The organism is uncultured Sneathiella sp. (assembly GCF_963976355.1).
GTDB lineage: Bacteria > Pseudomonadota > Alphaproteobacteria > Sneathiellales > Sneathiellaceae > Sneathiella.
This window is the reverse complement of the sequence record NZ_CAXBKA010000003.1, coordinates 540,943-566,798: the sequence shown is the minus strand read 5'-3', so window position 1 is coordinate 566,798 and position 25,856 is coordinate 540,943. Positions and strand designations below refer to the sequence as shown.

At 56.7% G+C, this 25,856-nt stretch carries 26 protein-coding genes; 11 read left to right on the top strand and 15 right to left on the bottom strand.

Annotated elements, in window-relative coordinates; all coding sequences use genetic code 11:
* Nucleotides 1–35 precede the first annotated feature (35 nt).
* From galU to AAC599_RS09890, 3 genes are all read right to left on the bottom strand, one after another.
* Complete coding sequence (gene galU / locus AAC599_RS09900) at nt 36–917, bottom strand: UTP--glucose-1-phosphate uridylyltransferase GalU (RefSeq protein ID WP_340150239.1); 882 nt, start codon at nt 915–917, stop codon at nt 36–38.
* A gap of 84 nt (nt 918–1,001) precedes the next feature.
* Nucleotides 1,002–1,697 carry a DnaJ domain-containing protein gene (locus AAC599_RS09895; protein WP_340150238.1) on the bottom strand — a complete coding sequence of 232 codons (696 nt, stop codon included), beginning with the start codon at nt 1,695–1,697 and terminating at the stop codon, nt 1,002–1,004.
* A 6-nt stretch (nt 1,698–1,703) separates the two neighbouring features.
* A complete protein-coding gene (locus tag AAC599_RS09890; RefSeq protein ID WP_340150237.1) occupies nt 1,704–2,411 on the bottom strand; it encodes a hypothetical protein in 708 nt (235 codons plus the stop codon).
* 147 nt (nt 2,412–2,558) lie between these two features.
* Between AAC599_RS09890 and AAC599_RS09885 the strand changes: the two genes are divergently transcribed.
* On the top strand, nt 2,559–3,830 hold the full coding sequence (locus AAC599_RS09885) for an FAD-binding oxidoreductase (RefSeq protein WP_340150236.1): 1,272 nt from the start codon (nt 2,559–2,561) through the stop codon (nt 3,828–3,830).
* Nucleotides 3,830–5,164 carry an MATE family efflux transporter gene (locus AAC599_RS09880; RefSeq protein ID WP_340150235.1) on the top strand — a complete coding sequence of 445 codons (1,335 nt, stop codon included), beginning with the start codon at nt 3,830–3,832 and terminating at the stop codon, nt 5,162–5,164. Before AAC599_RS09885 ends, AAC599_RS09880 begins: the two co-directional genes overlap by 1 nt.
* Here AAC599_RS09880 and AAC599_RS09875 read toward each other — a convergent pair whose 3' ends face one another.
* The 6 genes from AAC599_RS09875 to AAC599_RS09850 all read right to left on the bottom strand — a co-directional run bounded on the left by AAC599_RS09875 (nt 5,165) and on the right by AAC599_RS09850 (nt 8,989).
* Nucleotides 5,165–6,205, bottom strand: a complete 1,041-nt coding sequence (locus tag AAC599_RS09875) for an AbrB family transcriptional regulator (protein WP_340150234.1) — start codon at nt 6,203–6,205, stop codon at nt 5,165–5,167.
* Between the two features lie 21 nt (nt 6,206–6,226).
* Nucleotides 6,227–6,949, bottom strand: a complete 723-nt coding sequence (locus AAC599_RS09870) for a hypothetical protein (RefSeq protein WP_340150233.1) — start codon at nt 6,947–6,949, stop codon at nt 6,227–6,229.
* Between the two features lie 11 nt (nt 6,950–6,960).
* The gene (locus tag AAC599_RS09865) at nt 6,961–7,728 is read right to left on the bottom strand and encodes an SDR family oxidoreductase (protein ID WP_340150232.1); all 768 of its coding nucleotides are present in this window, start codon (nt 7,726–7,728) and stop codon (nt 6,961–6,963) included.
* Between the two features lie 87 nt (nt 7,729–7,815).
* Entirely contained in the window at nt 7,816–8,241 is a 426-nt protein-coding gene (locus AAC599_RS09860; protein ID WP_340150231.1) for a DUF6691 family protein, read from the bottom strand.
* A gap of 2 nt (nt 8,242–8,243) precedes the next feature.
* Nucleotides 8,244–8,687 carry a YeeE/YedE thiosulfate transporter family protein gene (locus AAC599_RS09855; RefSeq protein ID WP_340150230.1) on the bottom strand — a complete coding sequence of 148 codons (444 nt, stop codon included), beginning with the start codon at nt 8,685–8,687 and terminating at the stop codon, nt 8,244–8,246.
* A 17-nt stretch (nt 8,688–8,704) separates the two neighbouring features.
* Nucleotides 8,705–8,989, bottom strand: a complete 285-nt coding sequence (locus tag AAC599_RS09850) for a metalloregulator ArsR/SmtB family transcription factor (protein WP_340150229.1) — start codon at nt 8,987–8,989, stop codon at nt 8,705–8,707.
* Nucleotides 8,990–9,095: 106 nt separating this feature from the next.
* On the opposite strand from AAC599_RS09850, the gene AAC599_RS09845 reads away from it, so the two are divergent.
* Nucleotides 9,096–9,956 carry an MBL fold metallo-hydrolase gene (locus tag AAC599_RS09845; protein ID WP_340150228.1) on the top strand — a complete coding sequence of 287 codons (861 nt, stop codon included), beginning with the start codon at nt 9,096–9,098 and terminating at the stop codon, nt 9,954–9,956.
* Between the two features lie 4 nt (nt 9,957–9,960).
* Here the strand turns inward: AAC599_RS09845 and AAC599_RS09840 are convergent, their stop codons facing one another.
* Nucleotides 9,961–11,286 carry a D-alanyl-D-alanine carboxypeptidase gene (locus AAC599_RS09840; protein WP_340150227.1) on the bottom strand — a complete coding sequence of 442 codons (1,326 nt, stop codon included), beginning with the start codon at nt 11,284–11,286 and terminating at the stop codon, nt 9,961–9,963.
* A gap of 324 nt (nt 11,287–11,610) precedes the next feature.
* On the opposite strand from AAC599_RS09840, the gene AAC599_RS09835 reads away from it, so the two are divergent.
* From AAC599_RS09835 to clpA, 4 genes are all read left to right on the top strand, one after another.
* The gene (locus tag AAC599_RS09835) at nt 11,611–12,297 is read left to right on the top strand and encodes a hypothetical protein (protein WP_340150226.1); all 687 of its coding nucleotides are present in this window, start codon (nt 11,611–11,613) and stop codon (nt 12,295–12,297) included.
* Between the two features lie 237 nt (nt 12,298–12,534).
* On the top strand, nt 12,535–13,098 hold the full coding sequence (locus AAC599_RS09830) for a phasin family protein (protein WP_340150225.1): 564 nt from the start codon (nt 12,535–12,537) through the stop codon (nt 13,096–13,098).
* A 233-nt stretch (nt 13,099–13,331) separates the two neighbouring features.
* A complete protein-coding gene (gene clpS, locus AAC599_RS09825; RefSeq protein WP_340150224.1) occupies nt 13,332–13,664 on the top strand; it encodes an ATP-dependent Clp protease adapter ClpS in 333 nt (110 codons plus the stop codon).
* Nucleotides 13,664–16,027 carry an ATP-dependent Clp protease ATP-binding subunit ClpA gene (clpA, locus tag AAC599_RS09820; RefSeq protein ID WP_340150223.1) on the top strand — a complete coding sequence of 788 codons (2,364 nt, stop codon included), beginning with the start codon at nt 13,664–13,666 and terminating at the stop codon, nt 16,025–16,027. The genes clpS and clpA overlap by 1 nt, the downstream gene beginning before the upstream one ends.
* Before the next feature lie 71 nt (nt 16,028–16,098).
* Here clpA and AAC599_RS09815 read toward each other — a convergent pair whose 3' ends face one another.
* Complete coding sequence (locus AAC599_RS09815; protein ID WP_340150222.1) at nt 16,099–17,202, bottom strand: ferritin-like domain-containing protein; 1,104 nt, start codon at nt 17,200–17,202, stop codon at nt 16,099–16,101.
* A gap of 135 nt (nt 17,203–17,337) precedes the next feature.
* Nucleotides 17,338–18,492: a GNAT family N-acetyltransferase gene (locus AAC599_RS09810; protein ID WP_340150221.1), complete on the bottom strand. Its 1,155-nt coding sequence runs from the start codon at nt 18,490–18,492 to the stop codon at nt 17,338–17,340.
* Nucleotides 18,493–18,688: 196 nt separating this feature from the next.
* Between AAC599_RS09810 and AAC599_RS09805 the strand changes: the two genes are divergently transcribed.
* Nucleotides 18,689–19,222, top strand: coding sequence for a hypothetical protein (locus AAC599_RS09805; RefSeq protein WP_340150220.1), 534 nt, complete (start codon nt 18,689–18,691; stop codon nt 19,220–19,222).
* Nucleotides 19,223–19,258: 36 nt separating this feature from the next.
* Here the strand turns inward: AAC599_RS09805 and AAC599_RS09800 are convergent, their stop codons facing one another.
* Together AAC599_RS09800 and AAC599_RS09795 are read right to left on the bottom strand one after the other, a co-directional pair.
* Nucleotides 19,259–19,726, bottom strand: coding sequence for a RidA family protein (locus AAC599_RS09800; RefSeq protein WP_340150219.1), 468 nt, complete (start codon nt 19,724–19,726; stop codon nt 19,259–19,261).
* Between the two features lie 31 nt (nt 19,727–19,757).
* A complete protein-coding gene (locus AAC599_RS09795; RefSeq protein ID WP_340150218.1) occupies nt 19,758–21,230 on the bottom strand; it encodes an aldehyde dehydrogenase family protein in 1,473 nt (490 codons plus the stop codon).
* A 124-nt stretch (nt 21,231–21,354) separates the two neighbouring features.
* On the opposite strand from AAC599_RS09795, the gene AAC599_RS09790 reads away from it, so the two are divergent.
* Nucleotides 21,355–22,647 (top strand): adenylate/guanylate cyclase domain-containing protein, encoded by a 1,293-nt coding sequence (locus tag AAC599_RS09790; RefSeq protein ID WP_340150217.1) that lies wholly within the window; start codon nt 21,355–21,357, stop codon nt 22,645–22,647.
* A 14-nt stretch (nt 22,648–22,661) separates the two neighbouring features.
* On the opposite strand, the gene AAC599_RS09785 is transcribed toward AAC599_RS09790, so the two are convergent.
* Nucleotides 22,662–23,375: a GGDEF domain-containing protein gene (locus AAC599_RS09785; RefSeq protein WP_340150216.1), complete on the bottom strand. Its 714-nt coding sequence runs from the start codon at nt 23,373–23,375 to the stop codon at nt 22,662–22,664.
* Between the two features lie 342 nt (nt 23,376–23,717).
* Here AAC599_RS09785 and AAC599_RS09780 point away from each other — a divergent pair, with 342 nt between their 5' ends.
* Both AAC599_RS09780 and AAC599_RS09775 read left to right on the top strand, forming a co-directional pair.
* Nucleotides 23,718–24,524 carry a DUF1849 family protein gene (locus tag AAC599_RS09780; RefSeq protein WP_340150215.1) on the top strand — a complete coding sequence of 269 codons (807 nt, stop codon included), beginning with the start codon at nt 23,718–23,720 and terminating at the stop codon, nt 24,522–24,524.
* Nucleotides 24,525–24,593: 69 nt separating this feature from the next.
* The gene (locus AAC599_RS09775; RefSeq protein ID WP_340150214.1) at nt 24,594–25,853 is read left to right on the top strand and encodes a DUF898 family protein; all 1,260 of its coding nucleotides are present in this window, start codon (nt 24,594–24,596) and stop codon (nt 25,851–25,853) included.
* Nucleotides 25,854–25,856 lie beyond the last annotated feature (3 nt).

Below are 25,856 nucleotides of genomic sequence, written 5' to 3'. Positions count from 1 at the left end.
CAAAGTCTCCGTCCGTTCAGCCGTGAGAAGCTATACTACAGCTTATTGGCAATTTTTTTGACAATATCGCCCATGTCGCCCTTCATGTCATCGCGGTTGAGGGCAAAGGCGATATTCGCTTCAAGAAAGCCGATCTTGTCACCGCAGTCATAGCGGGTGCCGTCAAATTTCAGGCCATAAAAGGGATCGCCGCCCAGCAGGGAGGAAAGCGCATCCGTCAGCTGGATTTCATTACCGGCGCCGCGGCTCTGGTTTTCGAGAAGGTCAAATATGCCCGGTTCCAGAATATAGCGGCCGATAACCGCGAGGTTGGAGGGGGCGGCATCCGGTGCCGGCTTTTCGACCAGCCCGTTAATCTCGACCAGATTTCCGGTTTCCCTTCCCGGGCTCAGAATACCGTAGCGGGAGGTATGTTCCTTTGGAACTTCCATAACGGCCAGCATGTTTCCGCCGCCTTTTTCCTCGCGCATCGCTGTCATCTGGGCAAGGCAAGGCGTGTCTGCCAGGATCAGGTCGTCGGCAAGGATGACGGCGAATGGCTCATCCCCCACCAGTCTTTTCGCGCACCAGACCGCATGGCCAAGCCCCAAGGGTTCCTGCTGCCGAATATAAGCGATGGTTCCGGCTTTCGGGACGCTCGCATACAGTTCCTGAAGCAGGCTGTCTTTCTGCCGCTCCTGCAGTACACTTTCCAGCTCGTAGGAGCGGTCAAAATGATCCTCGATAATGGTTTTTCCGCGGCCGGTGACAAATATGAACTCTTCGATCCCCGCGTCGCGTGCTTCTTCCACCGCGTACTGGATCAGGGGCTTGTCAACGACGGGAAGCATTTCCTTCGGCATGGCCTTTGTCGCCGGAAGAAATCTCGTTCCGAGGCCCCCGACGGGGAACACGGCTTTGCGAACTTTTTTTAGCATATATATTTGATCCGCTGTTTATTAGTTTGAAATTTATGGCATTTCGCCGGTTGTAAAGGCAAGCATTGATTTATGCGGCCCGGCTTATGTCTTTAAAAGCAGGTCCTTTGCCTCGTTCAGCTTGGCGGCCATATAGTCCGACCCGTTGTGATCGGGATGGAATTTTTTCATCAGCCGCCGATGCGCGGATTTTATCTCGGCAACCGTTGCGTTACTTTCAAGCTCCAGTATCTCGAACGCTTCCTTGCGGGTCATGGGGCCGCTATCGGAACTAGTGCGGCGGCTTCCCTCCGACTGGCTGGTATTGTCCTCAGAAGAGTCCTCACCGAACTTCCGGCTGATAAAGCTTTCCAGAATGGCGATGGTCTGCTCATCCCCGATTGCTTCCTGGTGAAATTCGCCCAGTTCCGCACGGGTTAGGGAGGACAGCTCCCGGTCCTTGAATTGCCCTTGCAGAATGGTGGCATCCATCTCGCCGCTGTCGTGATTGAGCGTGGCCCGAAGCCAGGCGGTTTTGACATCGGATTTCTGTCCCTCGGACGGATGACTGCTGCCAAAGAGCGGCTTGTTGCGGAGGAAAAAGAGGGCGGCGAGAGCGAGCGGCATTGCATAGGCAAATCGTCCGGTCAGGGCGAAGAAGCCTGCCAGAAGCGCAAAAAAGATAACACCGGCGACCCGAAGTCCCTTCAGGATCTTTTTAGGGTCTGCCGTTGCCAGGCTCTGGCTCCCGACGATAAGAGCGATCAGAAGCGAGACGCCAATGATGAAATAGGCCAGCATCGGAAACTACTTGATCTGTTCGAGAAGCAAACGCGCTTCCCCGCCGGATTTTTTGCTGAGATCGCTGAGGGCCCGGCGGCCCCCGGCCGCGTAGGCCGCCACCGCGCGGAGCAGGTTTCGCAAGGTTGAGGCGCTGGCGCTATCGAACCGGCAATAGGCGCCGCCCGATAATTTGGCAATCTGCCGGAAACAGTTTTCTGCGATACCGTCATACCCCTCCTGAAAGAGGAAAACCGGTACCCGCAACATCCCAAGCTGTCCGGCGAGGTGGCAGAGCTGATCCGCGTCCTCCTCCATACAGTCGCCCACATAGACCAGCGCGTTGACTCGTTCCTTCTTGGTCTGGCGCAGCGCGTGTTTCAGGACCTTCTCGATTTGCGTATGACCGCCGAGACAGAAGACACGCGACATCGGTTTGATCAGGGCCTGGCTGTCGGTGGTCCATTTCGTCGCCTTGAATTCACCAAAGCCCCGGAAAAAGGCGACCTGCAGCGCGAGTCCGCCGATGGAGGCGGCTTCCTCGAACATTTCATGTTGAAGATGTGATGCGCGGTCCCAGGTCGGCTGACGGCTGGCGGTGGCGTCGATGGCGAATATCAGGCGACCGTCCTTGCCAGCAGGCGTCTGCACGGGCGTCGCGGCCACTTTTTTAAGGAATTCCGCGACGTCATCCTTGCCGGTCTTCTCTGGTGTATTTTCGATATCTTTCGCCAAACCAAACATTTCCCCTTGGCTGCTTCCCTGTCTTTTAAATAGGTGTTTTTACAGAAAAATACAATTCGCGGTCAATTGGACTTGCCCTCCCGCGCTGGCTCTGCTCAGAATACCGGCGGAAGAGAAGCAGCTGAAAGTATCCTTTTGATGAAAACCGAGCCCTTTTGGTGGGATGCCGCGCGTCCTGAAGCGACCGAGATTGCTCTGCCGGATGGCCCGTCCGATGTTCTGATCATCGGCGGCGGTTATACGGGCCTGTCGGCGGCACTGACGCTGGCGAAGCGGAATCTGAGCGTTACGGTTCTGGATGCGGAAATGCCGGGCTTCGGTGCCAGCAGCCGCAATGGCGGTATGGTTGGCAATCTGCTCAAGCCCGGCCTCACGGGCTTGATCGGAAGCTATGGCGTCGAGAAGGGCTGCGCGATCTACCGGGAAGCGCTGGCGTCAGTCGAGTTCATTGCCGCGCGTATCCACGAGGAGGGGATCGAGTGCGACCTGACGCTTTCCGGGCGCTTTTATCCGGCCATTCTCGGGAAGGACCTTGCCCGCATGACCCGGGATTTCGAATGTCGGCAAAGGTATCTCGACGTTCCGGAAGAAATGGTCAGCGTGGATGGCTATGGCGAGGACGTGGATAGTCCGGGTTACAAGGGCGGGCTCCGGCAGCACCATACCGGCGGGCTGCATCCGGCGAAATATGTCAAGGGGCTGGCGGCGGCGGCGGTACGCGCAGGCGCACGGGTCATTGCGCCGCTCCGGGCGGAAGCAATCGCGAAAACAACGGAGGGCTTTTCCGTCACGACGGCGAAGGGAGAGCTGCGCGCAGCGGCTCTGCTTATCGCGACCAACGGCTATACCGGCGGACTGCTTCCGTTCCTGCAAAAGCGGATCATCCCGGTCGGCAGCACGATGATCGCGACGGAGGAACTGTCGGAAAACCTCGTCTCCAGCCTGTTTCCGACAAAGCGGATGATTACGGATACCCGGCGGATGCTGAGTTATTATCGCCCGTCTCCTGATGGACGGCGTGTGCTACTGGGCGCCCGCCCGACAGTTTTTCCGGCCTCACCGGAAGTTCAGGCAAAATCCCTGAAAAAGACCCTCGACGGGATTTTTCCGGCGCTCGAAGGGGCGGCGGTCTCACATGTCTGGTCCGGCTATGTCGCCTATGATTTCGCGGCCATGCCGACAATCGGGATGCATGACGGTATTTATTACGCAATGGGCTATTGCGGATCCGGCGTCGCCATGTCCGGCTATCTCGGCCATAAGGCGGCGCTCAAGATCCTCGGGGACACAGACGGGGAGACGGCGTTCGACGACCTTCCGTTTGACGGACGCTTTTATTACAGCGGCAAGCCCTGGTTCCTGACACCGGCGATGATCGGCTACCGGCTGCGCGATTATTTCGGTTTTTGATGTCGATCTCGTCGTTTTTCGCCCTGCCGAGCCATCGGGAAACATGGCGTCTCGCCTTTCCGATCATCCTGTCCAATTCCTCCGTCCCGCTGTTGGGCGCGGTCGATACCGCTGTGGTCGGACATCTGCCGGACCCGCATTACATCGGGTCTGTCGCTATCGGGGCATTGATCTTCAGCTTTCTGTATTGGGGGTTTGGCTTTCTGCGCATGGGCACCACTGGTTTCATCGCCCAGGCCATCGGTGAGGAGGATGCGACCGAAGTCCGTTCCGTGCTCGCTCGGGCCCTGATCCTCGCAGGCGTTATCGCGCTATTCGTGTTTGTTCTGCAAGGTCTCGTCCTGTGGGTCGCCCTGTCGCTCATTGAAGGCTCCGCGGTGGTCGAGGACGGCGCCGCGTCCTATTTCAGCGTCCGGGTCTGGGGCGCGCCAGCGGTCCTCGGAAACTATGCCCTGATGGGATTTTTCATCGGCATACGCAATACGCGGGCGGCGCTGATTGTCCAGATTTTCATGAACGGCCTGAATGTGGTCCTCGACCTTCTGTTCGTGATCGGTTTCAACTGGGATGTGGTTGGCGTGGCCGCCGCAACGGCGATATCCGAGACGCTTGCCCTTGGCCTCGGGCTTTTTCTGGTCCGGCGGGAGCTTGCGCGGATCGGCGGCGAATGGTGTCTCCCGGCGATCAGATCTGTGCAGAAAATGGCGCGGCTACTCGCGGTTAATCTCGATATCTTCATCCGGACGATTCTGCTGATCTTCGCTTTCGCCTATTTCACGGCTGAGGCCGCGAAGGAGGGCAATGTCACTCTCGCGGCGGTGGCGGTTCTGATGAACTTTATGCATTTTATCGCCCACGGACTTGACGGCTTTGCCTTCGCAGCGGAGGGTATGGTCGGTAATGCCATCGGCGCCCGCAAGGTTAGCAAGCTGCGTGAAATTGTCTGGGTTACCGGTTTCTGGGCACTGATCGTCGCCTGTCTCTATTCGGTGGTATATCTGGTTTTCGGTACGTCAATCATCAATCTCCTGACAGGGATCGAGGAGGTGCGCGAGCGGGCCTATGAGTTCCTGCCCTGGCTGATTGCGGCGCCGCTTATCTCCATCTGGTCCTACCAGATCGACGGCATCTTCATCGGCGCGGTGCAATCGAAGGAAATGCGGAACTGCATGATTATCTCCTTCATTGCATATATGCTCTGCATGCAGTTCTTTGGTGAGCTATGGGGCGCCCATGGGCTCTGGGCGGCGCTGATGGTGTTTATGGCCATGCGGGCGGTGACCCTGGCCATTGTCTATCCGCGGGTCGAGCGCCGCGCGATAATAGCGGACTGACTACTTAGTCTGCTTCAGCCAGATACGCTCGATCGCCGCGAAAACGGTGGGAACGAAAGCAATGACCAGGCTGATCCGGACGACCTGCATCGTCGCGACGAAGGCGACATCTATGCCGAGCGCAAGGGCGACGAGCGGCATTTCGGCAAGACCGCCGGGGCTGAGCGCCAGGATAATGCCGGCCATGCTCACGCCGATCGTCTCCGCAAACAGAAAGGCGAAAAGCGCGGCGATCAGAACCATCACGGTTGTTGAAATGAAGCTGAGGCCGATAACATTGCGGACCTCATGCAGGCGGGTGCCGAGAAAGCGCGCGCCGATGGCGGTGCCGATCACGAGCTGGGCGGCATAGACGAGGATCATCGGCGGCGCAACATCCGTTATTCCCGCCATCTGGACAATGGCCGTCGCAAGTAGCGGACCCATCAGGTGGTAGGCGGGTAGGCGGCAAAGATAGCCGATGCCATAGCCGAGAAGCGCCGCCAGCAGCAACCATCCATCGCCGACGAGATCATGGATCGATCCGAACAGCGGCACTGCCTGCAGATTTCCGGTGAAACCCACGCCGTAGCGGAAGATCAATGGCACCGACATCACCAGGATCAGGATGCGTGACGCATGGATCAGGGCGATGGTCGGGCCGTTGCCGCCCTTCGCTTCGCCAACCTCATACATTACGTTGAGGCCGCCGGGTGCGGAGGAGAAGAAGGCCGTGATCGGATCGAACTTGCCGACCTTGCGATAGAAAAAATAGACGATCAGCATCGACAGTATGACGCTGATAATAAGGAGGACGAGACCGCCGCTCCACCGGCTCATGGCGGCCCAGGTGTCTGTCGAGAAGCCGCTGCCCAGCATCACGCCGAGGATCGCGGTCATGACTTTGCGCAAGGTCCCGTTGACGGACAGGTCATACCCGCGCAGCGACGCAATGGTCACCACGAACATGGAGCCCAGCATCCAGGCCAGCGGCAGATCCGCCAGAAAGAATATTCCGCCACCAACCGCCCCGACCAGGAGCGCCTTCACAGTCTGCACCACGTTTTGTCAATCCTCTTGTATTTAGTCGAGTAATGTCTTCATGCCGGGATGGCCGAAGACTTGCGCGTGACGGCTGAGCCGGGCCGTCCTTTCAGCGCGCAAACTGGCGTCTGCGACATTTTGGCGGATAAAGTCGTGAAGGTCCATACCGGGAGCGAATATATCGCGCAGGCGGCGCTGGACCTCGGCCTGGTCAAGGGTGGGGAAAGGGGCGTCGAGACAGTCTATCCCACCAAGCGCAACAGGCGCGCCCTCAAGCATGAGACTTCCCCGGAGGCTGACATAGGCAAAGGCCGTATCAAGAGCGCCGTTGTGGGCGCAGCGCAGGTTCAGCCCGGACAACTCCGCATAGCAGTAGTTCTGGCCGACGGCTTCCGTCTCATGCATGCGCAAGAGCTGATCCGGGGTGAGCCAGTTGATATGAACAGAGGAGCGGGCGCCCGGCGCCGCACAAAGGGCGGCCGCGACGGAGCCATAGCCGGTGAAATGCGCGGAATAGACGCAGATCACATCCTGTAAAGTCGCGGCGGTTACCGGGATCGATGTCTCCGGGAAATCCCTGTATTTCCGCTGAAGCTGTGTTGGCGATCCGTTCGATCCGCAGGCCAATACCGGTACGCGTCCGCTAAAATCAGTCTCCGGAGGCAACTCCTGCACCTCGCCTCCGGAAAAGAGGTAGGAATGCGCCGGTCGCGGATAGGGGTAGCCCAGAGCGAGGGCAATGATGTCATCCGGTTCCTGCATGAGGGAAGCGCTTAACGGCCGAGATGCATGCCGCCATCAACGATGACAATCTCACCGGTCATCATACTCATGCTGTCGATGAAGGAGAGTGTCGCCTCGGCAATATCCTCGGGCTGGCAGACGGCCTGCAAGGGCACATCCCGCTTCAGCCGGTTTTTATAGGCATCGTATTTTTCCTCGCCATATCCCTGCAGCAGCCAGCGGGTTTCGATAAAGCCCGGACAGATGGCATTGACCCGGATTTCCGGTCCCAGCACCCGCGCGAGGGACATTGTCATGGTGTTCAGCGCCCCCTTGGAGGCGGCATAGGCGATGCTGGAGCCATGGCCGTGGGTTCCCGCAACCGAGGAGATCATGACGATCGAACCCTTGCCGGTTTCCTTCATATAGGGGGCGGCGGCACGAGACATCTGGAACGAGCCGATGGTGTTCACCGCATAGATGTCCTGAAAATCCTGGGCACTCAGGCCGTCGAGATCGCTATGGGCGACGAACTTCGTCCGCCCGGCGTTATTGACCAGGCCGTCGATGCGCCCCCATTTGTCCATGGTCGCCTTCGCCATGGCACGGCAATCCTCATCCTTCGAGATATCGCCCTGAAACAGGAGGGTCTCCACCCCCTTCGCGGCGCAGGCGGCCTCAGTCTCTTCTGCTTCTTTCAGGCTCTTTGTGTAGTTGATAACGACATTATAGCCCTTGTCCGCGAGCGCGAGGGCGATGGCAGCCCCGGCCCCTGTGGCGGAGCCGGTGACGATGGCAACTTTATTGGATGATGGCATGATACTTCCCGTTTGTTTTTATTTATATCCCGGTCCAGAGTACCCAACATTGGCCGGGATATAAACGAGAAAATATCCGCCGCTTTTTCAGCCTGTTTTCTTGAAAGCGCCGGTGGCGAGCTTGGCGATGATGATGCCGCCGATCATGGAAAGGACGAACACGACGATTTTCATATTGCCATAGGCGAGGGAGCTGAGCGCCGGGCCCGGACATAAGCCGCCTAGGCCCCAGCCGAGGCCGAACAGGATGGCACCAACCACCAAACGTTTATCAAGGTCCTTTTTCGTCGGGAGCTTGAATTCTCCGCCAAAGAGGGGGGTGGACCGTTTCAGGATGAAACGAAAGCTGATCAAGGTGACGAGAACGCCGCCACCCATGACGAAGGCGAGGCTCGGGTCCCAGTTGCCGGTGAGGTCCAGAAATCCAATAACTTTCCCCGGGCTGACCATGCCGGACAGCGCAAGGCCGAAACCAAACAGGAGACCAGAGATAAGACTGACAAGATTAAACATCTTCAACCTCCCACCAAGGTTCGCATAATAAAGACAGTAATAACTGCAACTGCCATGAAGATCATGACCGCGGAGAAAGATCGGAGGGAAAGTCGCCCGAGGCCGCAAATACCATGCCCGCTGGTGCAGCCCGCGCCGATATAGGTGCCGCCGCCTACCAGAAGTCCGGCGACGATCAACAGCGCATAATGGGCGCTGTCCGGAAGCAGATAGGGGTTAAGGGTCACGAAGGACATGTCTCCTCCTAAAAGAGGATAGGCCGCCGCGCCGAGGATCAGTCCGGCAATGAACAGCACCCGCCACAGGGCATCGCCCGGTTGCGGTGGAATGAGGCTCGACAATATCCCGCTGATGCCCGCGATCCGGCCGGCCATCAGCAGCAGGGTTGCGGACAGCCCGAGTATGATGCCCCCGATCAGTGAGCTTATGGGCGTGAAGTTTTCCATGTCTTATGGTTCCAGGGTTATGTTGACTGACAATATAATTGATAAAGAACGGAAATGACCTGCTGTGCCTCCTCGCCGTCCAGCGAATAGAAAATCGTCTGCCCTTCGCGCCGGGTTTTGACCAGCCCGTCCTTGCGGAGCAGGGAGAGTTGCTGCGAGACGGAAGAGGGACGCATCTCTAGCGTCTCGGCCAGTTCATTGACCGAGATCTCGCCCTCATTCATCTGGCAGAGCAGGAGCAGCCGGGTTTCGCTCGACAATGCTTTCATGAGCGTGCTGGCCCGGGCGGCCGAATTTTTCATTTCTTCAATATCCATACTTGTATAACTACGTATCTATAGATATATTGTCAAGTATGATTGGAATGATAAAAGAAGAAACGGCCTGTCGCCGGGGTAGGAGTGAGACATGAAACCGGAAGTAAAAGCATTTTTTCACAAACCGACTTTCACGGTCAGCTATGTGGTTATGGATCCAAATAGCAAGAAGGCCGTCATTATCGATAGCGCGCTGGATTATGACAACGCGTCCGGCCGGACCGCAACGACGGCCGCCGACGAGATTATCGATTTCGTAAAAGAACGAGGTCTTGAGATTGAGTGGATTCTGGAAACCCATGTTCATGCGGACCACCTGACCGCCGCCCCGTATCTGCAGGAAAAGCTGGGCAGCAAGATCGGTATCGGTAAGGTTGTCAAAACGGTTCAGGAGACCTTCAAGAGAATATATAATTTCGGAGATGAAGTCTCAGCGGACGGATCGCAGTTTCAGCATCTGTTTGAAGAAGGGGAGAAGCTGGAAATCGGCGGCCTGACTTTGGAGGTGATCGCAACACCGGGACATACGCCCGCCTGTATTGCCTACCTTATCGGGGATGCGATATTTGTCGGCGATACCCTTTTCATGCCTGATTATGGAACCGCGCGCTGCGATTTCCCGGGAGGGGATGCCCGCACGCTCTACCGGTCGATCCGCAAAATCCTCTCCCATCCGCCCGAAACGCGGCTCTTCATGTGTCATGACTACGGGCCCAATGGGCGAGATTTTGCCTGGGAGACGACGGTCGCCGAACAGCGCGAGAAGAATATCCATATTCACGACGGCATCAGCGAGGAAGATTTCGTCAAGATGCGGACGGAGCGCGATGCGACGCTCTCCATGCCGGCGCTGATCATTCCGTCAATTCAGGTGAATATGCGGGCGGGGCATCTGCCGGAGGCCGAAGCGAACGGCATGTCTTACCTTAAGGTCCCGCTGAACGCGCTATAAGAAATCAGGAGGCGCTTTTCTGGGCGATATAGTTGGGCAGCCGGAGGTCCGGCGCGACGACAAAGCAGGAAAAGCGCCGTTCGGCAAGATTGCTGCAGGCCTGCCGGGCTTCCGTTTCGTCGAAGCCGAGGACCTGCGCCCGATAGAACGGCTTGCCGTCCGATATCGCTTTCTCGATATTGACCTGACGGCCGTCGAGAATACCCCGGGCCTCTGCCGTTGCCTTGTGTATCTGATCACGTGCGGTCGTCACCAGGCTATAGGCGCCGATCTGAATGGCCCACCCGGTTTTCTCAAGCCGTTCCACACTCAGAGAGGCCGGTGTGATACTTGATGTCGGCGTGGCACTCACATAGCGAATATGGGACATGTCGGCGACCGGTTCTTTTTTCACCGGAAGGGGAACAGGGGCCGTCGAGGCAACCTGAATTTCGGCCGGGGCGCTGTGCGGCGCGCCAAGGGCAATCCGCAGGGGCTTGCCGAACGGCAGCGGCACCACCGACGGATGGGATTTCTCGATCTCCGCAAAGCCCTTGTCCAGAAGCGATGCCATATGAATGTCGCGGCTGCGGGCGGTGCGTCCACCGAAAACGACGGCGACCAGACGGTTGCTGCCCCGCTTGGCGGAAGCCACAAGGTTGAATCCGGATGCGCGGATGTAGCCGGTCTTGATGCCGTCCACCCCCTTGTATTTTGTCAGCAGGTTATTGTGGTTCTTGTATGATTTACCGTGATAATCAAACTCCTCCAGCGAGAGGAACTCGTAAAATTGTGGAAAGTCATGAATGAGCGCCGCGCCGAGAATTGCCATGTCCCGCGCCGTGCTTTTCTGGCCGCGATTGGGAAGTCCGCTGGCGTTGCGAAAGCTTGTCCGCTGCATGCCGAGGCGTTTTGCCCGCTCCGTCATGTTGCGGGCAAATTCCGCTTCCGTCGGCGCCATGCTTTCGGCCAGAACCGTCGCGGCATCATTCGCGGATTTCGTGATCAGTGCGAAGACGGCGTCCTTGACCGTGATGCGGCCCCCTCTTTTCAGGCCGAGCTTGGTAGGCGCCTGTCCCGCTGCGCGCGCAGAGACCGGGAGTTTCTGGTCCATGCGCAGCTGACCGCGATTGAGCGCCTCGAACGTCATGTACAATGTCATGATCTTGGTGAGGGAGGCCGGATAAAGCCGGTTGTCGGCATTTCGGGAATAGAGAACCTCACCCGTGCGGCTGTCCATCACGATCGCGGCATAACGTGCCGCGGCCGTTGTTGGCAGCGATACCATGGTGATCGTGAACAGCAGCAGAAGCGCGCTAAGAACGCGAAACGGCGCCCGGTTGTCCTTCATGGCAAGGGGCCGGAAGGGGGATCTTCCGAAAAAGGAACGTGATACTATGTTATGTGAATCCTGTGCCAAAGGTCGCCCTGCTTCACTGAAAATACGGATACAATTACGCGCGGGTTCCCCCACTCTTGAAAGAGTGTAAAAAAAATGGCGAATCATGTCTATAAAAATCCGGACAAAATTTTTATCCCTGGATATCAACAACGCAGTTTATCCCCTTGAAGTTCGTATATAATCACATAATGTTGATTTCCCTATTGATCTTACAGGCCGATGGTTAATATCTGGTAAGCATCCGAAATTTCTTTTTTAGCGCGCGAGGACCTCATGTTCTGCATCCACCGAATTCTTCAAGTCACCTGCCTTGCGGCTGTTCTGGCGGCCTGCACGGCGGACGGCGGGACGAGCAATCAGATTTTCAGGCCGTTCCAGTGGTTTTCCTATGCCAATGGCGACGATATCCGCGAAAATTGCGCGCCCGGCCGGAATGCCCGTTACCGGATGATATACAACGCCATCTATGACAAGCAGGTGCGAACTTACGATATTCTCCAGATCAACACCTCCAAGTCGGCGACGCAGACCACGCGCGTTTTTCGAGGCGGCGTCAGTGTCGAGTGGCTTCTCGGCTCGCTGGGATCGGGGCCGACGGGGACCCATGAGAGCAAGGTCGTCATCAGCCTTGATGATCTGATCGCGATTGAGAAGGCGCTGGTCGCCTCCGGATTTGAGAAGCCGGCCATCGACGGACAGATCCTGCATTCCGACAGCTTTTACTGGATTGCCATGGTCTGCCGGGACGGCAATTTCAAATATTATGCCTGGAATGACGAGAATGCCGATATCGCCAAGCTGCCGTTCCGCGAAGTTCTCTCCAAAGGGGATGAGACCGGTGTGCCGTTTCAGGAGCCCTTTGTGCCTGTCACCTTCAGCCGCAACTCGCGTTATTATAATGGCGGTGCGGGCAGCACCTATTTCACCATGCAGGTTCGCGACAATGGCCTGGACCTGTAAAACCGCTAAACGGGTATGGATTTGATGTGAAATTTTTGTTGCGAGAGCGGAGCTTTTTCTCTAATTAGCAGTTTTTAATATATAAATATCAGTAAAATCAATAACTTATGGTATTATAAGTACTTTGTTGCAGTGCACAAAAAAGTTATTGACATTTATCAGTGCATCATTATATACAAGATCATTGTTGCAGTGCAGCAAAGATATTTAAAGACGCTAATCAGAAAGGTTAAGTCAATGACTACGAAGAAAGCAACGACAAACGCAACCGTTGACCCGGCTGTCGTTACGAAGGAATTTGAAGACATGGTCGCAACCGGCCGCAAGTCGCTTCAGGACGCTTTCATCAGCGGAACCGAAGCCGCCGAAAAAGCGTTCAAGTCCAACACGGAATCTTTCAAGACCAACTACGAAAAGGCAGTTGCCGACGGTAAGACCGGTTTTGAAAAAGCCATGAAGACTTTCGAAGGCTCTCAGTTCTATGACAAGAAGAGCGCGGAAGCCTACATCAAGGCAAGCAACGCTGCTGTTGAAAAGAGCGAGAAAATCAGTGCTGCTCTTATCGACTTCGGAACCGAGCGTCTGCAGGAAGCTTTCAATGTAACGAAAACTCTTGCTGAAACAGACGACGTGACCAAGGCTGTCGAGATTCAGACAGAATATGCAAAGACTTCCATGCAGAGCTATGTCTCTGAAATGGGCAAGTTCAATGCTCTGTTCACCGACGCCGCGAAGTCTGTTGTTGAGCCCTTTGGCGCGCAATACGCTGCCAACCTCGACATGTTTGCCAAACAGGCTTAACGCAAGTTCAGTTTAAAAGCGTCTTGAAAAGGCCCGGATTTTCCGGGCCTTTTTTCATGCCCGGTTGCCTGCCGAACACTTTTTGAAGATTTTTTATCTAAGGTAATAATATTTTTTGAATTTCCTGATAAGATATATACTTAAATAACAGGACCATGCGGTGCACAAGAAGTGATGTTGCAAAGCGAAATGGAGAGAAAGACATTCTAATATCTGGTCGGACAGTAATGACGATGAGCAGTAACGACAAAAAGGACAAGGATGACCAGGGAACGGGGACCGGTCTGGTCACTAAGGCCAAGCCGAAAACCAAAAAGCCGTCCCTGTGGCGCGTATTGTTGTTGAATGATGACTATACGCCGATGGAGTTTGTCGTTTACGTTCTGCAGAAATTCTTCAATATGGATGAACAGACGGCGGTGCAGGTCATGTTGCATGTTCATCAGAAAGGCGTCGGCAATTGCGGTGTCTTTCCTTACGAGATCGCCGAAACCAAGGTCGCGCAGGTTATTGATCATGCGCGTGAGAACCAACACCCCCTACAATGTACGATGGAGAAAGAATAGTGCCGGGATTTTCCAACTCACTTGAAGAAACTCTACATCGTGCAATGGCGCTGGCGACGTCGCGGCGGCATGAATTTGCGATGCTGGAGCATTTGCTGTTTTCCCTGACGGAGGATCAGGACGCTGCCGCCGTCATGCGCGCCTGTAACGTGGATGTCGAGCTGCTGCGGCGGGACCTTGAAACCTTTATCACGGACGAGCTTGATGACTTGGTCATGGACGGCTTCGTCGAGGCGCGCCCGACGTTGAGTTTCCAGCGGGTCGTGCAGCGCGCCCTGATCAATGTCGAAAGCTCCGGCCGGGAGGAAGTGACGGGCGCCAATGTGCTCGTCGCCATCTTCTCGGAGCGTGAAAGCCATGCGGCCTATTTCCTCCAGAAGCAGGAAATGACCCGGCTTGATGCGATCAGCTATATCAGCCATGGCGTCGCGAAAGCGCCTGGCAAGGAAGCAGCGCGTCCCATTCGCGGCGTCGACGGGGAATACAAGCCCGAGAAAGAGGCGACGCCGCCACCCGAAGACAAGGCGGAAGCGCTTGAAGCGCTGGATGCCTACTGCATCAACCTGAATGAACGCGCCGCCGCGGGCAAGATCGACCCGCTGATCGGCCGTACGGATGAGGTGGAGCGGACGATCCAGATTCTCTGCCGCCGCTCGAAGAACAATCCGCTCTATGTCGGTGATCCGGGGGTTGGCAAGACGGCTATTGCCGAAGGGCTGGCCCGGCGGATTGTCCATGGCGACGTGCCGAGCGTGCTGCTGCCTGCGGTTATCTACTCGCTGGACATGGGCTCGCTGCTTGCGGGCACCCGGTATCGCGGTGATTTTGAGGAACGGCTGAAAGCGGTGATCTCGGAGTTGCAGGGTCTCGACAATGCGATCCTGTTTATCGATGAAATCCACACGATCGTCGGGGCAGGGGCCACAAGCGGCGGGGCAATGGATGCTTCCAACCTCCTCAAGCCTGCACTGGCGAGCGGCGATATCCGCTGTATCGGCTCGACCACCTACAAGGAATTCCGCAGTCATTTCGAGAAGGACCGCGCCCTCCTGCGCCGGTTCCAGAAGATTGACGTGCGCGAACCCACGGTCGAGGACAGCATCAAGATACTGAAGGGGCTGAAACCCTATTTCGAGGAATATCACAAGATCCGCTACACGGCGGAGGCGATCCGTTCGGCGGTGGAGCTATCCGCCCGTTACATCAACGACCGCAAGCTGCCGGACAAGGCGATCGATGTGATCGATGAAGTTGGCGCGGCGCAGATGCTGAAAGCGGAAAGCAAGCGCAAGAAGACCATTGGCGTCAAGGATGTCGAGGCCGTAGTCGCCAAGATCGCCCGCATTCCCCCGAAATCCGTCTCGAAAGAGGATACGGTCAACCTGCGCAAGCTCGATGTGGACTTACGCCGCGTCGTCTTCGGTCAGGATGTCGCCATCGACGCGCTGGCAAGCTCCATCAAGCTCGCCCGTGCGGGTCTGCGCGAACCGGAAAAACCCATCGGCTCCTATCTTTTCTCCGGACCGACCGGCGTCGGCAAGACCGAAGTCGCGCGTCAGCTCGCCTCCATCATGGGACTTAATCTGGTGCGTTTCGATATGTCGGAATATATGGAGCGGCATACGGTCAGCCGCCTGATCGGCGCCCCTCCGGGCTATGTCGGGTTCGATCAGGGGGGTCTCTTGACTGATGCAATCGATCAGCAGCCGCATTCGGTGCTTTTGCTCGACGAGATCGAGAAGGCGCATCCGGACTTGTTTAATATTCTTCTTCAGGTCATGGATCATGGTAAGCTTACCGACAATAACGGCAAGCAGGTGGATTTCCGCAATGTAGTCCTGATCATGACGACCAACGCGGGCGCCCATGAGATGACCAAGCAGGCCATCGGCTTTGGCAATGACGTACGCGAAGGTGAGGATGAGGAGGCGATCAAGCGGCTCTTCACCCCGGAATTCCGCAACCGTCTGGATGCGGTCATTCCCTTCGCGCCGCTGCCGCCGGAAGTCGTCTCGCGCGTTGTCGAGAAATTCGTCCTGCAGCTGGAAACACAACTTGAGGACCGCAACGTGACGATCTCGCTTTCCGACACGGCGGCGACCTGGCTGGCCAAGAAGGGCTATGACGCCAACTATGGTGCCCGGCCGCTCGCGCGGGTTATTCAGGACAGCATCAAGAAACCGCTGTCCGAGGAACTGTTGTTTGGCAAGCTTGCCAAGGGCGGCCATGTCTCTGTCGGCGTGAAGGCCGGGGAGCTTACCTTTAAGATCGAAAGCGCGACAGATGTCTCTCGCAAGAACGACGCTGACAAGAAGACGAAAAAGAAGGGCCCGAAGAAAAACACGGAAATGGTCGAAAAATAGGTATTCCGGAATGTAAAAAAGGCGGGAGCATTTCCCGCCTTTTTTAATGGCTTAATATAGAGGGCCGCGCGTTATTTTTGGCCAATTACGCGCCGTCCTTCGTTCAGGGTTTTGAGATAGGCAATCCCCTCATCGGCAATGGCGTAACCGACCATGTCCTCATTCTCGCCAGCCATCTGGTCCATATCCACCCAGTGCGAATAGATTGGCCGTGTGCGGTCCGTGATAATCCCGGATTTGAGCAGCGTCTTGACCAGAACCCGGAAGATATTAGTGGATTCCTTCAGCGTATCGCGCCGGTCTTCATCAGTGAACACTTCCCGGCAGGCATCGCGCACCCACTGCCAGTCGAGGCCGAACTGCTCATAGATCACCTGCTTCTGGCGGATATTGATGAGATTGAAGAGAACGGTTTCAAAGCATTGTGCTGCCCAGTCCTCGACCCGGTTATGTTCCTCCGTTCCAAGCTTCGGAATGGTCTTGTCCGCCCATATCTTGCCGAACTTGTGGTGGAAGGCCTCGTCAGTCATGACAAGCTGTGTCAGCCGCTTGAGAAGCGGGTCGTTGGTTTTGGCATGGAGATTGGCAAAGGCGCCCATCGCCAGCCCTTCAACCAGCATCTGCATCCCGACCAGCTTCTTGTAGACTTCCTCGGCGCTGACCAGTTCTTCAAGCAGGCCGCCGAGCGCTTCGCCGACCGGGTAGGGGCGGCCCCAGCGGGTGCTGATATAACGGCTGAAGGCGGTGACATGGCGGGCCTCTTCACGGGTCTGGTTAGACGCATACTCCTGCGCTCCCGGGTCGACGAGGATGTGGCAAAGTCCGGCGCTTAAGGAAAGCGCGCCTTGCTCTCCGTGCAGGATGCTGGAAAGGCTCCATCTGGTGCTTTCATTGGCGAGACGGATTTTCTGACCTTCATCGAGCTTGTCAGCTACCGCGCTTTGCAGCTCCGGAATGGTTTCCGGGGGCATGATATATTCGGAATTGATATCGAACGGGCTATCGAAATCGAGATAGGTCGGGTCCATCGGGTCCCAGAAATGGTCATGTGTTGCCGAGATAATGCCATCGAAGGCATCCGTCCGCGTCCCATAGCGGTCAACCTCCAGCATTGTCGGAAAATCGTCCCTGCTTACCGTGTTATAAATGGGATCCTGCGTAATATGGTCAGTCATTGTTATCCCTTTAGCCGTTATATAGGGCGGCATCTTGCGGCCTGCCTTTACGTTTACGTAAACGTCAATATTAAAATACACTAAAACAGCGGGAAATTCAACAACCGATTTTAACCATGCGGGCGTGAAGTGACGTTAACTCCGGCCATCGTTCCGAAATGGCGAATGACCGGCGAGATATTCGATTTCGGCAGAGACCTGGCGGGTTTCGGCTTCAAGATATTCCGCCACCGCATCATGAAAGCCGGGATCGCGCAGCCAGTGGGCGGAGTAGGTCTCCGTCGGAAGATAGCCGCGGGCAAGCTTGTGCGGCCCTTGCGCGCCGGCCTCGACCCGCCGGATACCGTGCCGGATCGCATAATCGATGGCGCGGTAGTAGCAGGTTTCGAAATGCAAAAACCGGTGATCCTCAATACAGCCCCAGTAGCGTCCGTAAAGGCAATCACTGCTTTTCAGGTTCAGCGCCCCGGCGATATAACGCCCCTCCCGCTTCACCATAAACAGCACGACCGCCTCCGGCATCGCCGCCCCGAGAAGGCTGAAGAATTCGCGGTTGAGATAGGGTGTCCCCCATTTGCGGCTGCCGGTGTCGATATAGAAACGGAAGAAGGCATCCCAATGTTCTTCCGTGATGGCGTCGCCCGTCACTTCCTCGAAAGTGAGGCCGTTTTCCGTCGCGCCCTTGCGTTCCTTGCGGATTGCCTTGCGTTTGCGGGAGGAGAGTTGGGCCAGGAAATCGTCGAAGTCTCCGTAATTTTCATTCACCCAGTGGAACTGCTCCCCGGTGCGGATCAGCAGGCCGTCCGCCTCCATCAACGCCCGCTCCGCCGGTTCGAGAAAGGTCGCATGAACGGAGGAGAGGTTCAGTTCGGTAGCGACCTGCTTCGCGCCCTGCAGCAGCATCCGCTGATATGCTTCGCGCTCCGGTCCTTCCACGACCAGCAGGCGCGGCCCGGTCACCGGGGAGAAAGGGACGGAGAGCTGCAGCTTCGGATAATATTTCCCGCCGGCGCGTTCATAGGCATGGGCCCAGCTGTGATCGAAGACATATTCACCCTGGCTGTGCCCTTTCACATACATGGGGGCGACGCCCTTGATCTCGCCGCCCAGCTCCAGGGCGAGGTGATAGGGCATCCAGCCGCTGTTGGCGCTGACGGAGCCGCTGTCCTCCAGCGCTTTCAGGAACTGATAGGTGACGAAGGGATGATCGCTCACAAGGCAGGCGTTCCAGTCGGCCTCGCTCACGTCGGAAATGGACTGAAGGGTTCTAATCAAGGGTGCGTCAGACATCCGTTCCGGAAAACTCTGAAAAATTCGTGGAAACCATAGTCTAGCAGATATTCTTTTGCCGCGCGGGGTCAATTCAAAAAAATCCGGATAATATTAAAAAGAAAATAACTTGAAAATAATACAACTTATATATGTATATAAAGACTATGTTTTATTTATTTGATGCTGCTGCGGCAGATTATTACGGAGACACATCATGGATTGGATTAAAATCGGGGCTGGCGCCCTCATCGGCGGCGCCGTTGCCGCCGTGATTACGGTATTGCTCGTTATATATTTCGATAAACCGGCGGCCAGTTCCGGCGGCGATGGCACCGGCATTGAAAGCGGCGCTATTGTTGCGTTTGACGGCACCTCCAAATGCCCGTCGGGCTGGAGCGTTTACACCAAGGCGGAAAGCCGGGTGATTATCGGGGCTGCGGACAGCTCGCCGGGCAAGGGGGCCGACGGCAAGGCCCTGAGCGCGCATAAGGCCGAAACGACCGGGGGGCAGGAAACGGTGATGCTTGCCGCGTCCAACCTGCCGCCGCATACCCATAAGTACGATGATATCTATTATTCCGAAAACGGCGGAACGGTGACCGTGCCGAATAATTTCGGCAGCAAGGGGTCGGATAACGACAACAAGGGCTACCAGATCACCCGAACGACGATTGCCGACAACAATACACCGACGGCAATCAGAAATTTACCGCCTTTCATTGCGCTCACCTATTGCGTGAAAGGCTGATGAAAAGGGGAGCGTTTGCCGCGCTCCCCATTCCGCTCAGCTGATCTCGAACACCGCGTCGATCTCGACGGCCACATTCATCGGCAGGGCATTGGTGCCGACCGCAAAGCGGGCATGGCGGCCCTTGTCGCCGAATACTTCCACCATCAGGTCGGATGCGCCGTTGACGACTTTCGGCTGCTCGCCGAAGCCATCGGTGCAGTTGACGAAGCCGCTCAGCTTGACGCAGCGCACGACCCTGTCGAGATCGCCGCCGCAGGCATCCTTCACCTGCGAGAGGATATTCAAGCCGCAGACACGGGCACAGGCGACACCGTCTTCGGTCTTGAAATCCGCCCCGACCTTGCCCTGATAGGCCAGCTTGCCATCAACAAAGGGCACCTGCCCCGAGATGAAGACGAGATTACCGGTTTTGACATAGGGGACATAGTTTGCCGCGGGCGCGGTCGCCGCCGGAATTTCAATGCCGAGTTCCGCCAGATGGGCGTCAATTTTACCTGCCATGTTTCACCTCTTGTTTAGATTCTGCAGTAAGTTATCCGCCGGGACGGCCACCGCCGCCACCGGTAATGCGAATGCCGACATTCTTTGTCTGCACATAGTTCAAAAGCGCTTCCTGGCCCTTCTCCCGGCCATAACCGGACCGCTTCATGCCGCCGAAGGGGGTTTCGATGCCGCCAGCGAACCATTCATTAACGAAGACCTGTCCCGCGATCAACCTGTCCGCCGCCCAGTGGGCTGTTGCCAGGTCCTTCGTATAGATCCCCGCGCAGAGGCCATAGTCCGTGCCGTTGGCGAGCGCAATGGCCTCTTCCGGCTCGTCATAGGTAAGGACGGAGAGGACCGGTCCGAAGACTTCCTCGCGGGCAATTGTCATATCCGCGGTGACGTTGCTGAAGACCGTCGGTTCGATAAAATGCCCGGGCAGGCCGTCATGCTTGCGGCCGCCGGTTACGGCTTCCGCCCCGGCCTGCGAAGCCGCGAGGCACATTCCCTCGATCTTGTCGGCCTGCGCTGCTGAGATCACCGGTGTCAGGTCATGGCCGTCGATCCCGGGGCCGATGGAGAGGGACTTGGCCTTGGCCGCCAGCTTGTCGATAACCTCATTATGCAAGGCCTTCGGGACGATCAGGCGCGACTGGGCGGAGCAGACCTGCCCGGCATGGCTGAAAATCCCGCTTGCCGTTGAATTGACGGCCTGATCGATATCCGCATCCTTGAAAAGGACCCCGGCGGACTTCCCGCCGAGTTCCATGACGCAGGGAATGACCCGTTCCGCCGCCGCATGCAGGATCGACTGGCCTGTCGCAACCGAGCCGGTGAAGACGATATGGTCGATATCCGGATGGGAGACGAGCGCGGCACCGCAGTCATGACCATAGCCGCAGAGGATATTCACGGCCCCTTTCGGGACGCCCGCCCGGTGGCAGGCCTCGGCGATAAAATAGGTGGAAAGCGGGGAGAGTTCCGGCGATTTCAGGACAACCGTATTGGCGGTCGCAAGGGCGCAGGCAACCGAGCGCGCCGCGATCTGCAACGGAAAGTTCCAGGGCACGATCTGCGCCGACACGCCGAAGGGAGAGGGGATTGTATAGTCCACATAATCCGCGCCGAGCGGGATCATCCGGCCTTCCAGCTTGTCGGCGAGCCCGCCGTAATAGGTGAAATAGCGCGCCGCCGCCATGGCCTCGTTCTTGCCACCGGCCAGCGTCTTGCCGTTATCAAGGCACTCGGCGAGGGCGATCTCGTCGGCCATTTCCGTCAGATGACGGGCAATCTCGAACATCAAGGCACCGCGGTTGGTCGGGCGCATATTATAGAGCTCCCGGCTCTCGAAGCAGGCGCGCGCAGCGGCCACGGCCCGGTCGATATCTGCTTTTCCGGCGCGGGCGACCTCGGCGAGCTGTTGTCCCGTCGCCGGGTTCTCGATTTCGATGCGGTCGCCACCCTCCGCATCGGCCCATTGGCCATCGATATAGTTCTGCCAGTATTTTTTTATCTCGCTCATGCCCTGCCTTCTTTTCTGACCCAGCCAGCGTTGTCTATCACGAGCCACGGGGAAGGGCCAGCCCGTGTGTTCATGAGGTGCATTTTTTTCCCTTTTGCCTTATAAGGGAGTAGAATAATCCTATATGAACGAAACGGGAAAATCAGCGGGTAGTCCGATGGGTCTGGATAGCGTTAATTTCGATAATCGTTGCGGTCATTTTCCGGCAACGAATGAGCAGGAAGAGTTGTTCGCCTGGCTGATTGACGCCGGGCTGAAGGGTGGCACGGTTCGGGAATTGTTCACCGAGTTCTGCGAACGGCTAATCAGCCAGGGCGTCAAGCTCAAGCGGGGTAATATCGCCTTGAGTGCGATCCATCCGCAGGTGAGCGCCTTCATGTACACCTGGCGGCGCGGGGAAGGTCTGGTGACCAATACAAATTTCCTGCATTCCGAAGAGCCGGGCGAAGGCTGGTTCGCGAGCCCGTTCTTTTTCATGCTGACAAACAAGCTGACCTTTCTGCATCGCCGGCTCGATGACGAGACGGAGCTCGATTTTCCGGTCCTTGTGGAATTCAAAAACGAAGGGCTAACGGACTGGTTTTGCCAGATTTTCGATTTCGGCTGGGGCTTTGAAGACCAGACAACGGAGCGGAACGCCGGGTTGATTACAAGCTGGGCGTCTGACCGGCCGGGCGGGTTCACGGATGAGGAATTCCGGATTCTCAGCCGGACAATTCCGGTGTTCGGGCTGGCGGCGAAGGGGATTGCCTCCTTCCGGACGGCGCGGTCGGTGCTGGAAACCTATATCGGGCGGGAGACGGCGCAGAAGGTTCTCTCCGGACAGATCCGCCGCGGCTCGGTCGACAGCATCAACGCCGTCCTTGTCTATGCTGATTTGAAAGGCTTTACCAGCCTGACGGATGTGACCGGGCAGGGCGATCTGGTGGAAATGCTGGATCAGTATCTCGACTGCATGGCCTGCCCGATCGAGGACGCGGGTGGCGAGATTCTGAAATTCATGGGTGATGGCCTGCTGGCAACCTTCGAGTTGTCATCGACGGAGCCCGATGAAATGCAGAAGATATGCGAAACTGCCTTGCATGCGGCGGAGACGATGATGTCGGGAATTGCGACGCTTAACGAGAAACGGCAGCAGTCCAAGCAGCCGACGATGGGTCTCGACATTGCGCTGCATGTGGGTGAGGTGATGTACGGGAATGTCGGGTCGGAAACGCGGCTGGATTTTACCGTCATCGGACCGGCGGTGAATGAGGTCAGCCGGATCGAAGCGCTGTGCGATATTCTGGACACCCGGCTTATCGCCTCGGGTGATTTTGTCCGCGCTGCGCGGGAGGCGGGAGCTGCCTTGACGTCCTGCGGCTTTCATGAGCTGCGCGGCGTGCGCGCGCCGATCGAACTGTTCTGCCACGGCTAGGGCGGGCGTCAGGATTATTTCCGGGTCGCCCGCTTGTTCGTCTTCTTGTTTTCATACATGGCCTTGTCAGCGGTCGCCATCAGGTCATTGAACGAACTGTTATCGCCATAGAAAGCCAGCCCCATGCTTGCCTTCAGGAAGATTTTCCGGCCACGTGCGGAGATCGAGGTTGCGCTTACCTCACGCTGGATGGTGAGGGCGCGATTGCGGCCGTTCTCTTCATTCGTCCGTGTGAGAACGAAAACAAATTCGTCGCCGCCGATACGGGCAATGAAATCGGACCCGCGAAGGTTGTTGCGGATCGTATCGGCAAGCGCACAGAGCGCGTTGTCGCCGATATCATGACCATAGTGGTCGTTGATTTCCTTGAAGTCATTGAGGTCCATGAAGGCAAGGGCGCCGGTCTCCCCATGGCGGCGTGAGGTAATCAGCGTCCGGGTCATGAAGTCCTGAAGTCCGCGGCGGTTATGCAAACCGGTCAGTTCGTCGGTGGAGGAGAGCGCTTCAAGCTCGCGGATGCGTTCCTGCTGTTCGCTGATATGCTGCTCCGCGCTCGCCGCATAGGCGATCACGCGATTGATCAGCTGCCAATGCTTTGCCGGAGCCTGACGCCTGACGCTTGTTTTCAGCGCCATCGCCAGATCTTCGAGCTGCGACCCGATCTCCGTGTCAATTCCCATCGGGAAAGCGGCTTGCGGGGACGGTATGGTTGTCATGGGTGATGACATTTTCTTACTCCAAAGCTGGGCCGCCCCGGTCACTTTGACCAAAAACACGCATTGGCGCCGGAGCGGCAAATTTAACTACCCTTCAATATGCAGCAACCATGCCAATATCTCCTTTCGAGAAAACGTATTGATAACAAAGGGTTAGATTTCAATTTAAAGGATTTGTTCATTTTTACGTTAATTTGCGTGGAATTTTATGCCTTTTCGCGCGGAATAAATGACCGGGAATATCGGCCCGGAGAGCTTTTTGTGATATGTCTTCACAGCGCGGCGATTGGGGTATATTACTGACCCGTGAAATTATGCGGAATTTTTTTTGATTAAACTGGGTTATTTATTTTAATGAAATGGAAAAATTTTATTCGGGCTGTTATCGGCACTGTTGTGCTGGGTCTCGCTGCTCCTGCCTTGGCTGCGCCTTTGCAACTTGCCTCCCATCAGGCCGTTTATGACCTGAAGCTCGACAGGTTGAAGGACAACAGCGGCATTGAGGCCGTGCGCGGACGCATTGTCATGAAAGTGGAGCAGCAATGTGACGGACTGATTGTCAATCAACGCATGGTTCTGGAAATGGTCAATTTCGAGGGGAGCGTGATTGTCTCCGATTATAACCAGTCGACATGGGAAGATGAGGCGGGCCGAATGATGCGGTTTGACATGTCCAACATGCTGAACGGGCAGTTGATCGAGAAATACAGCGGTGTTGCCGAGCATCGGGAGGAAGGCGCCATTGTCGAGTTCAGCGAACCTAAGTCCGAGGAGATGGAGCTTCCCGACGGGGTTATTTTCCCCGGCGAGCATACCCGTCAGGTCATGAAGGCAGCGGCGGCCGGACGCAGCCTGCTGTCAGCGAAAGTCTATGATGGCAACGGGGAAGACGGGCTGTCCGATACGCTGGCGGTGATCGGCAAGGCGCAGACGCTTCTCTCGCCCGCGGCGGAGATCGAGGCGCTGGCCGGGCGTACCTTCTGGCCGTTGCAGATTTCCTTTTTCGATCTTTCGCAGCAGCAGACTGAGCCGGACTACAAAATCAGCATGAAGATTTTCGATAACGGCATCGCGACCGATCTCCATCTCGAATATAGCGATTTCTCCCTGTATGGCAAGGTGTCGAACCTGACCATCTTTGAGAAGGATAAATGCTCTTAAATCTCGTAGGGGTTGCTTTCTCCGGGCATTGGCAGGTACGATATCGCGGAGAATGAACGGAGGTTGCGTATGTCGTCTGAAAGTGATTCTGTTCCCGCCGCAGACGGCCGTCCAGGTATGGCCATTGCGATGGAGACTGAGCGAGAAGGGCGTACGCTCACCTATGATATTTCCCGCGGGCAGGTGTTGGTCCGGCTGCTCAAGAACAAGATTTTCGGCCTGCTGACGCTTGGTATCTACCGTTTCTGGGGGAAAACCTATCTGCGCCAGCTTCTCTGGCAGGGGCTGAAGATCGGCACGGACCGGCTTGAATACAGGGGCACGGCGAAGGAGCTGTTCATTGGTTTCCTGATTGCCCTGATCATCCTGCTGCCGCTGTTCCTGCTGACCAGCTTCGCAATCGAACTGCTTGCCCTGTTGAACGAGACGGTCGCGATTTTCAGCCAGCTTCTCAACTTCCTGATTCTTTATACCCTCTGGCAGTTTGCCCGCTATCGCCTCTGGCGGTATCGGCTTTCACGGACAGCCTGGCGGGGCATCCGCTTTTATCTGTCCGGCCGTGCGACGCTCTATGCCTGGAACGTCCTGATCCGGACGGTTGCGTCCCTTGTCACCCTCGGCTGGGCCTATCCCTGGCTCCGGTCCTACCGGTTGCAGTATCAGCTCAACAATACCCATTTCGGCGATGGCCGCTTCACCTATGCCGGGCGGACGGCGGGGTTGTACAAGCTTTACTGGCCCGCCATTCTGATAACCCAGCTGGTGATTGCCGGTGGTCTCGGATACCTGGCGACGTCGGATGTGATGACGCTCTCCATGGAGGCGATCACGGCGATTGGCGACGGCAAGGCTGCGATGGCGGCTGAGGATCTCGGCCCGGTCTATGTCGGCGGCTTTATTATCGTGTGCGCGCTAATGGTCTTCACGTTTGTGACCCGCGTCTGGGAATTCCGTTATATGGCGGCGAACACCTCTTTCATGGGCGCCCGGTTTTCCTCCAGCCTGCGGCTGCGCTCGGTTTTTATCATCTTTCTATTTCTTTTTCTGCTGTCCCTTGTCAGCATGATTGCTTTCGGGGTGGTGATCGCCCTTGTGATTATGTGGCAGAGCGCCCTCGCGGCCATCCTGCCCTTCATTTTTCTGCTGATTGCCTGGATCGGAATAGATATCCTGAAAACCCTGTTTTTCCTGGTGCCGCTGGTCAAGGCGATCTGCAAATCAACGGAGATAGACACGCTCGCCCCGTTCGAGGAGGCCGCCGCGAATGCCGAGAAATCACCGAGCTACGGTGAAGGTTTTGCCGATGCCATGGATGTGGGAGCCTTTTAAACG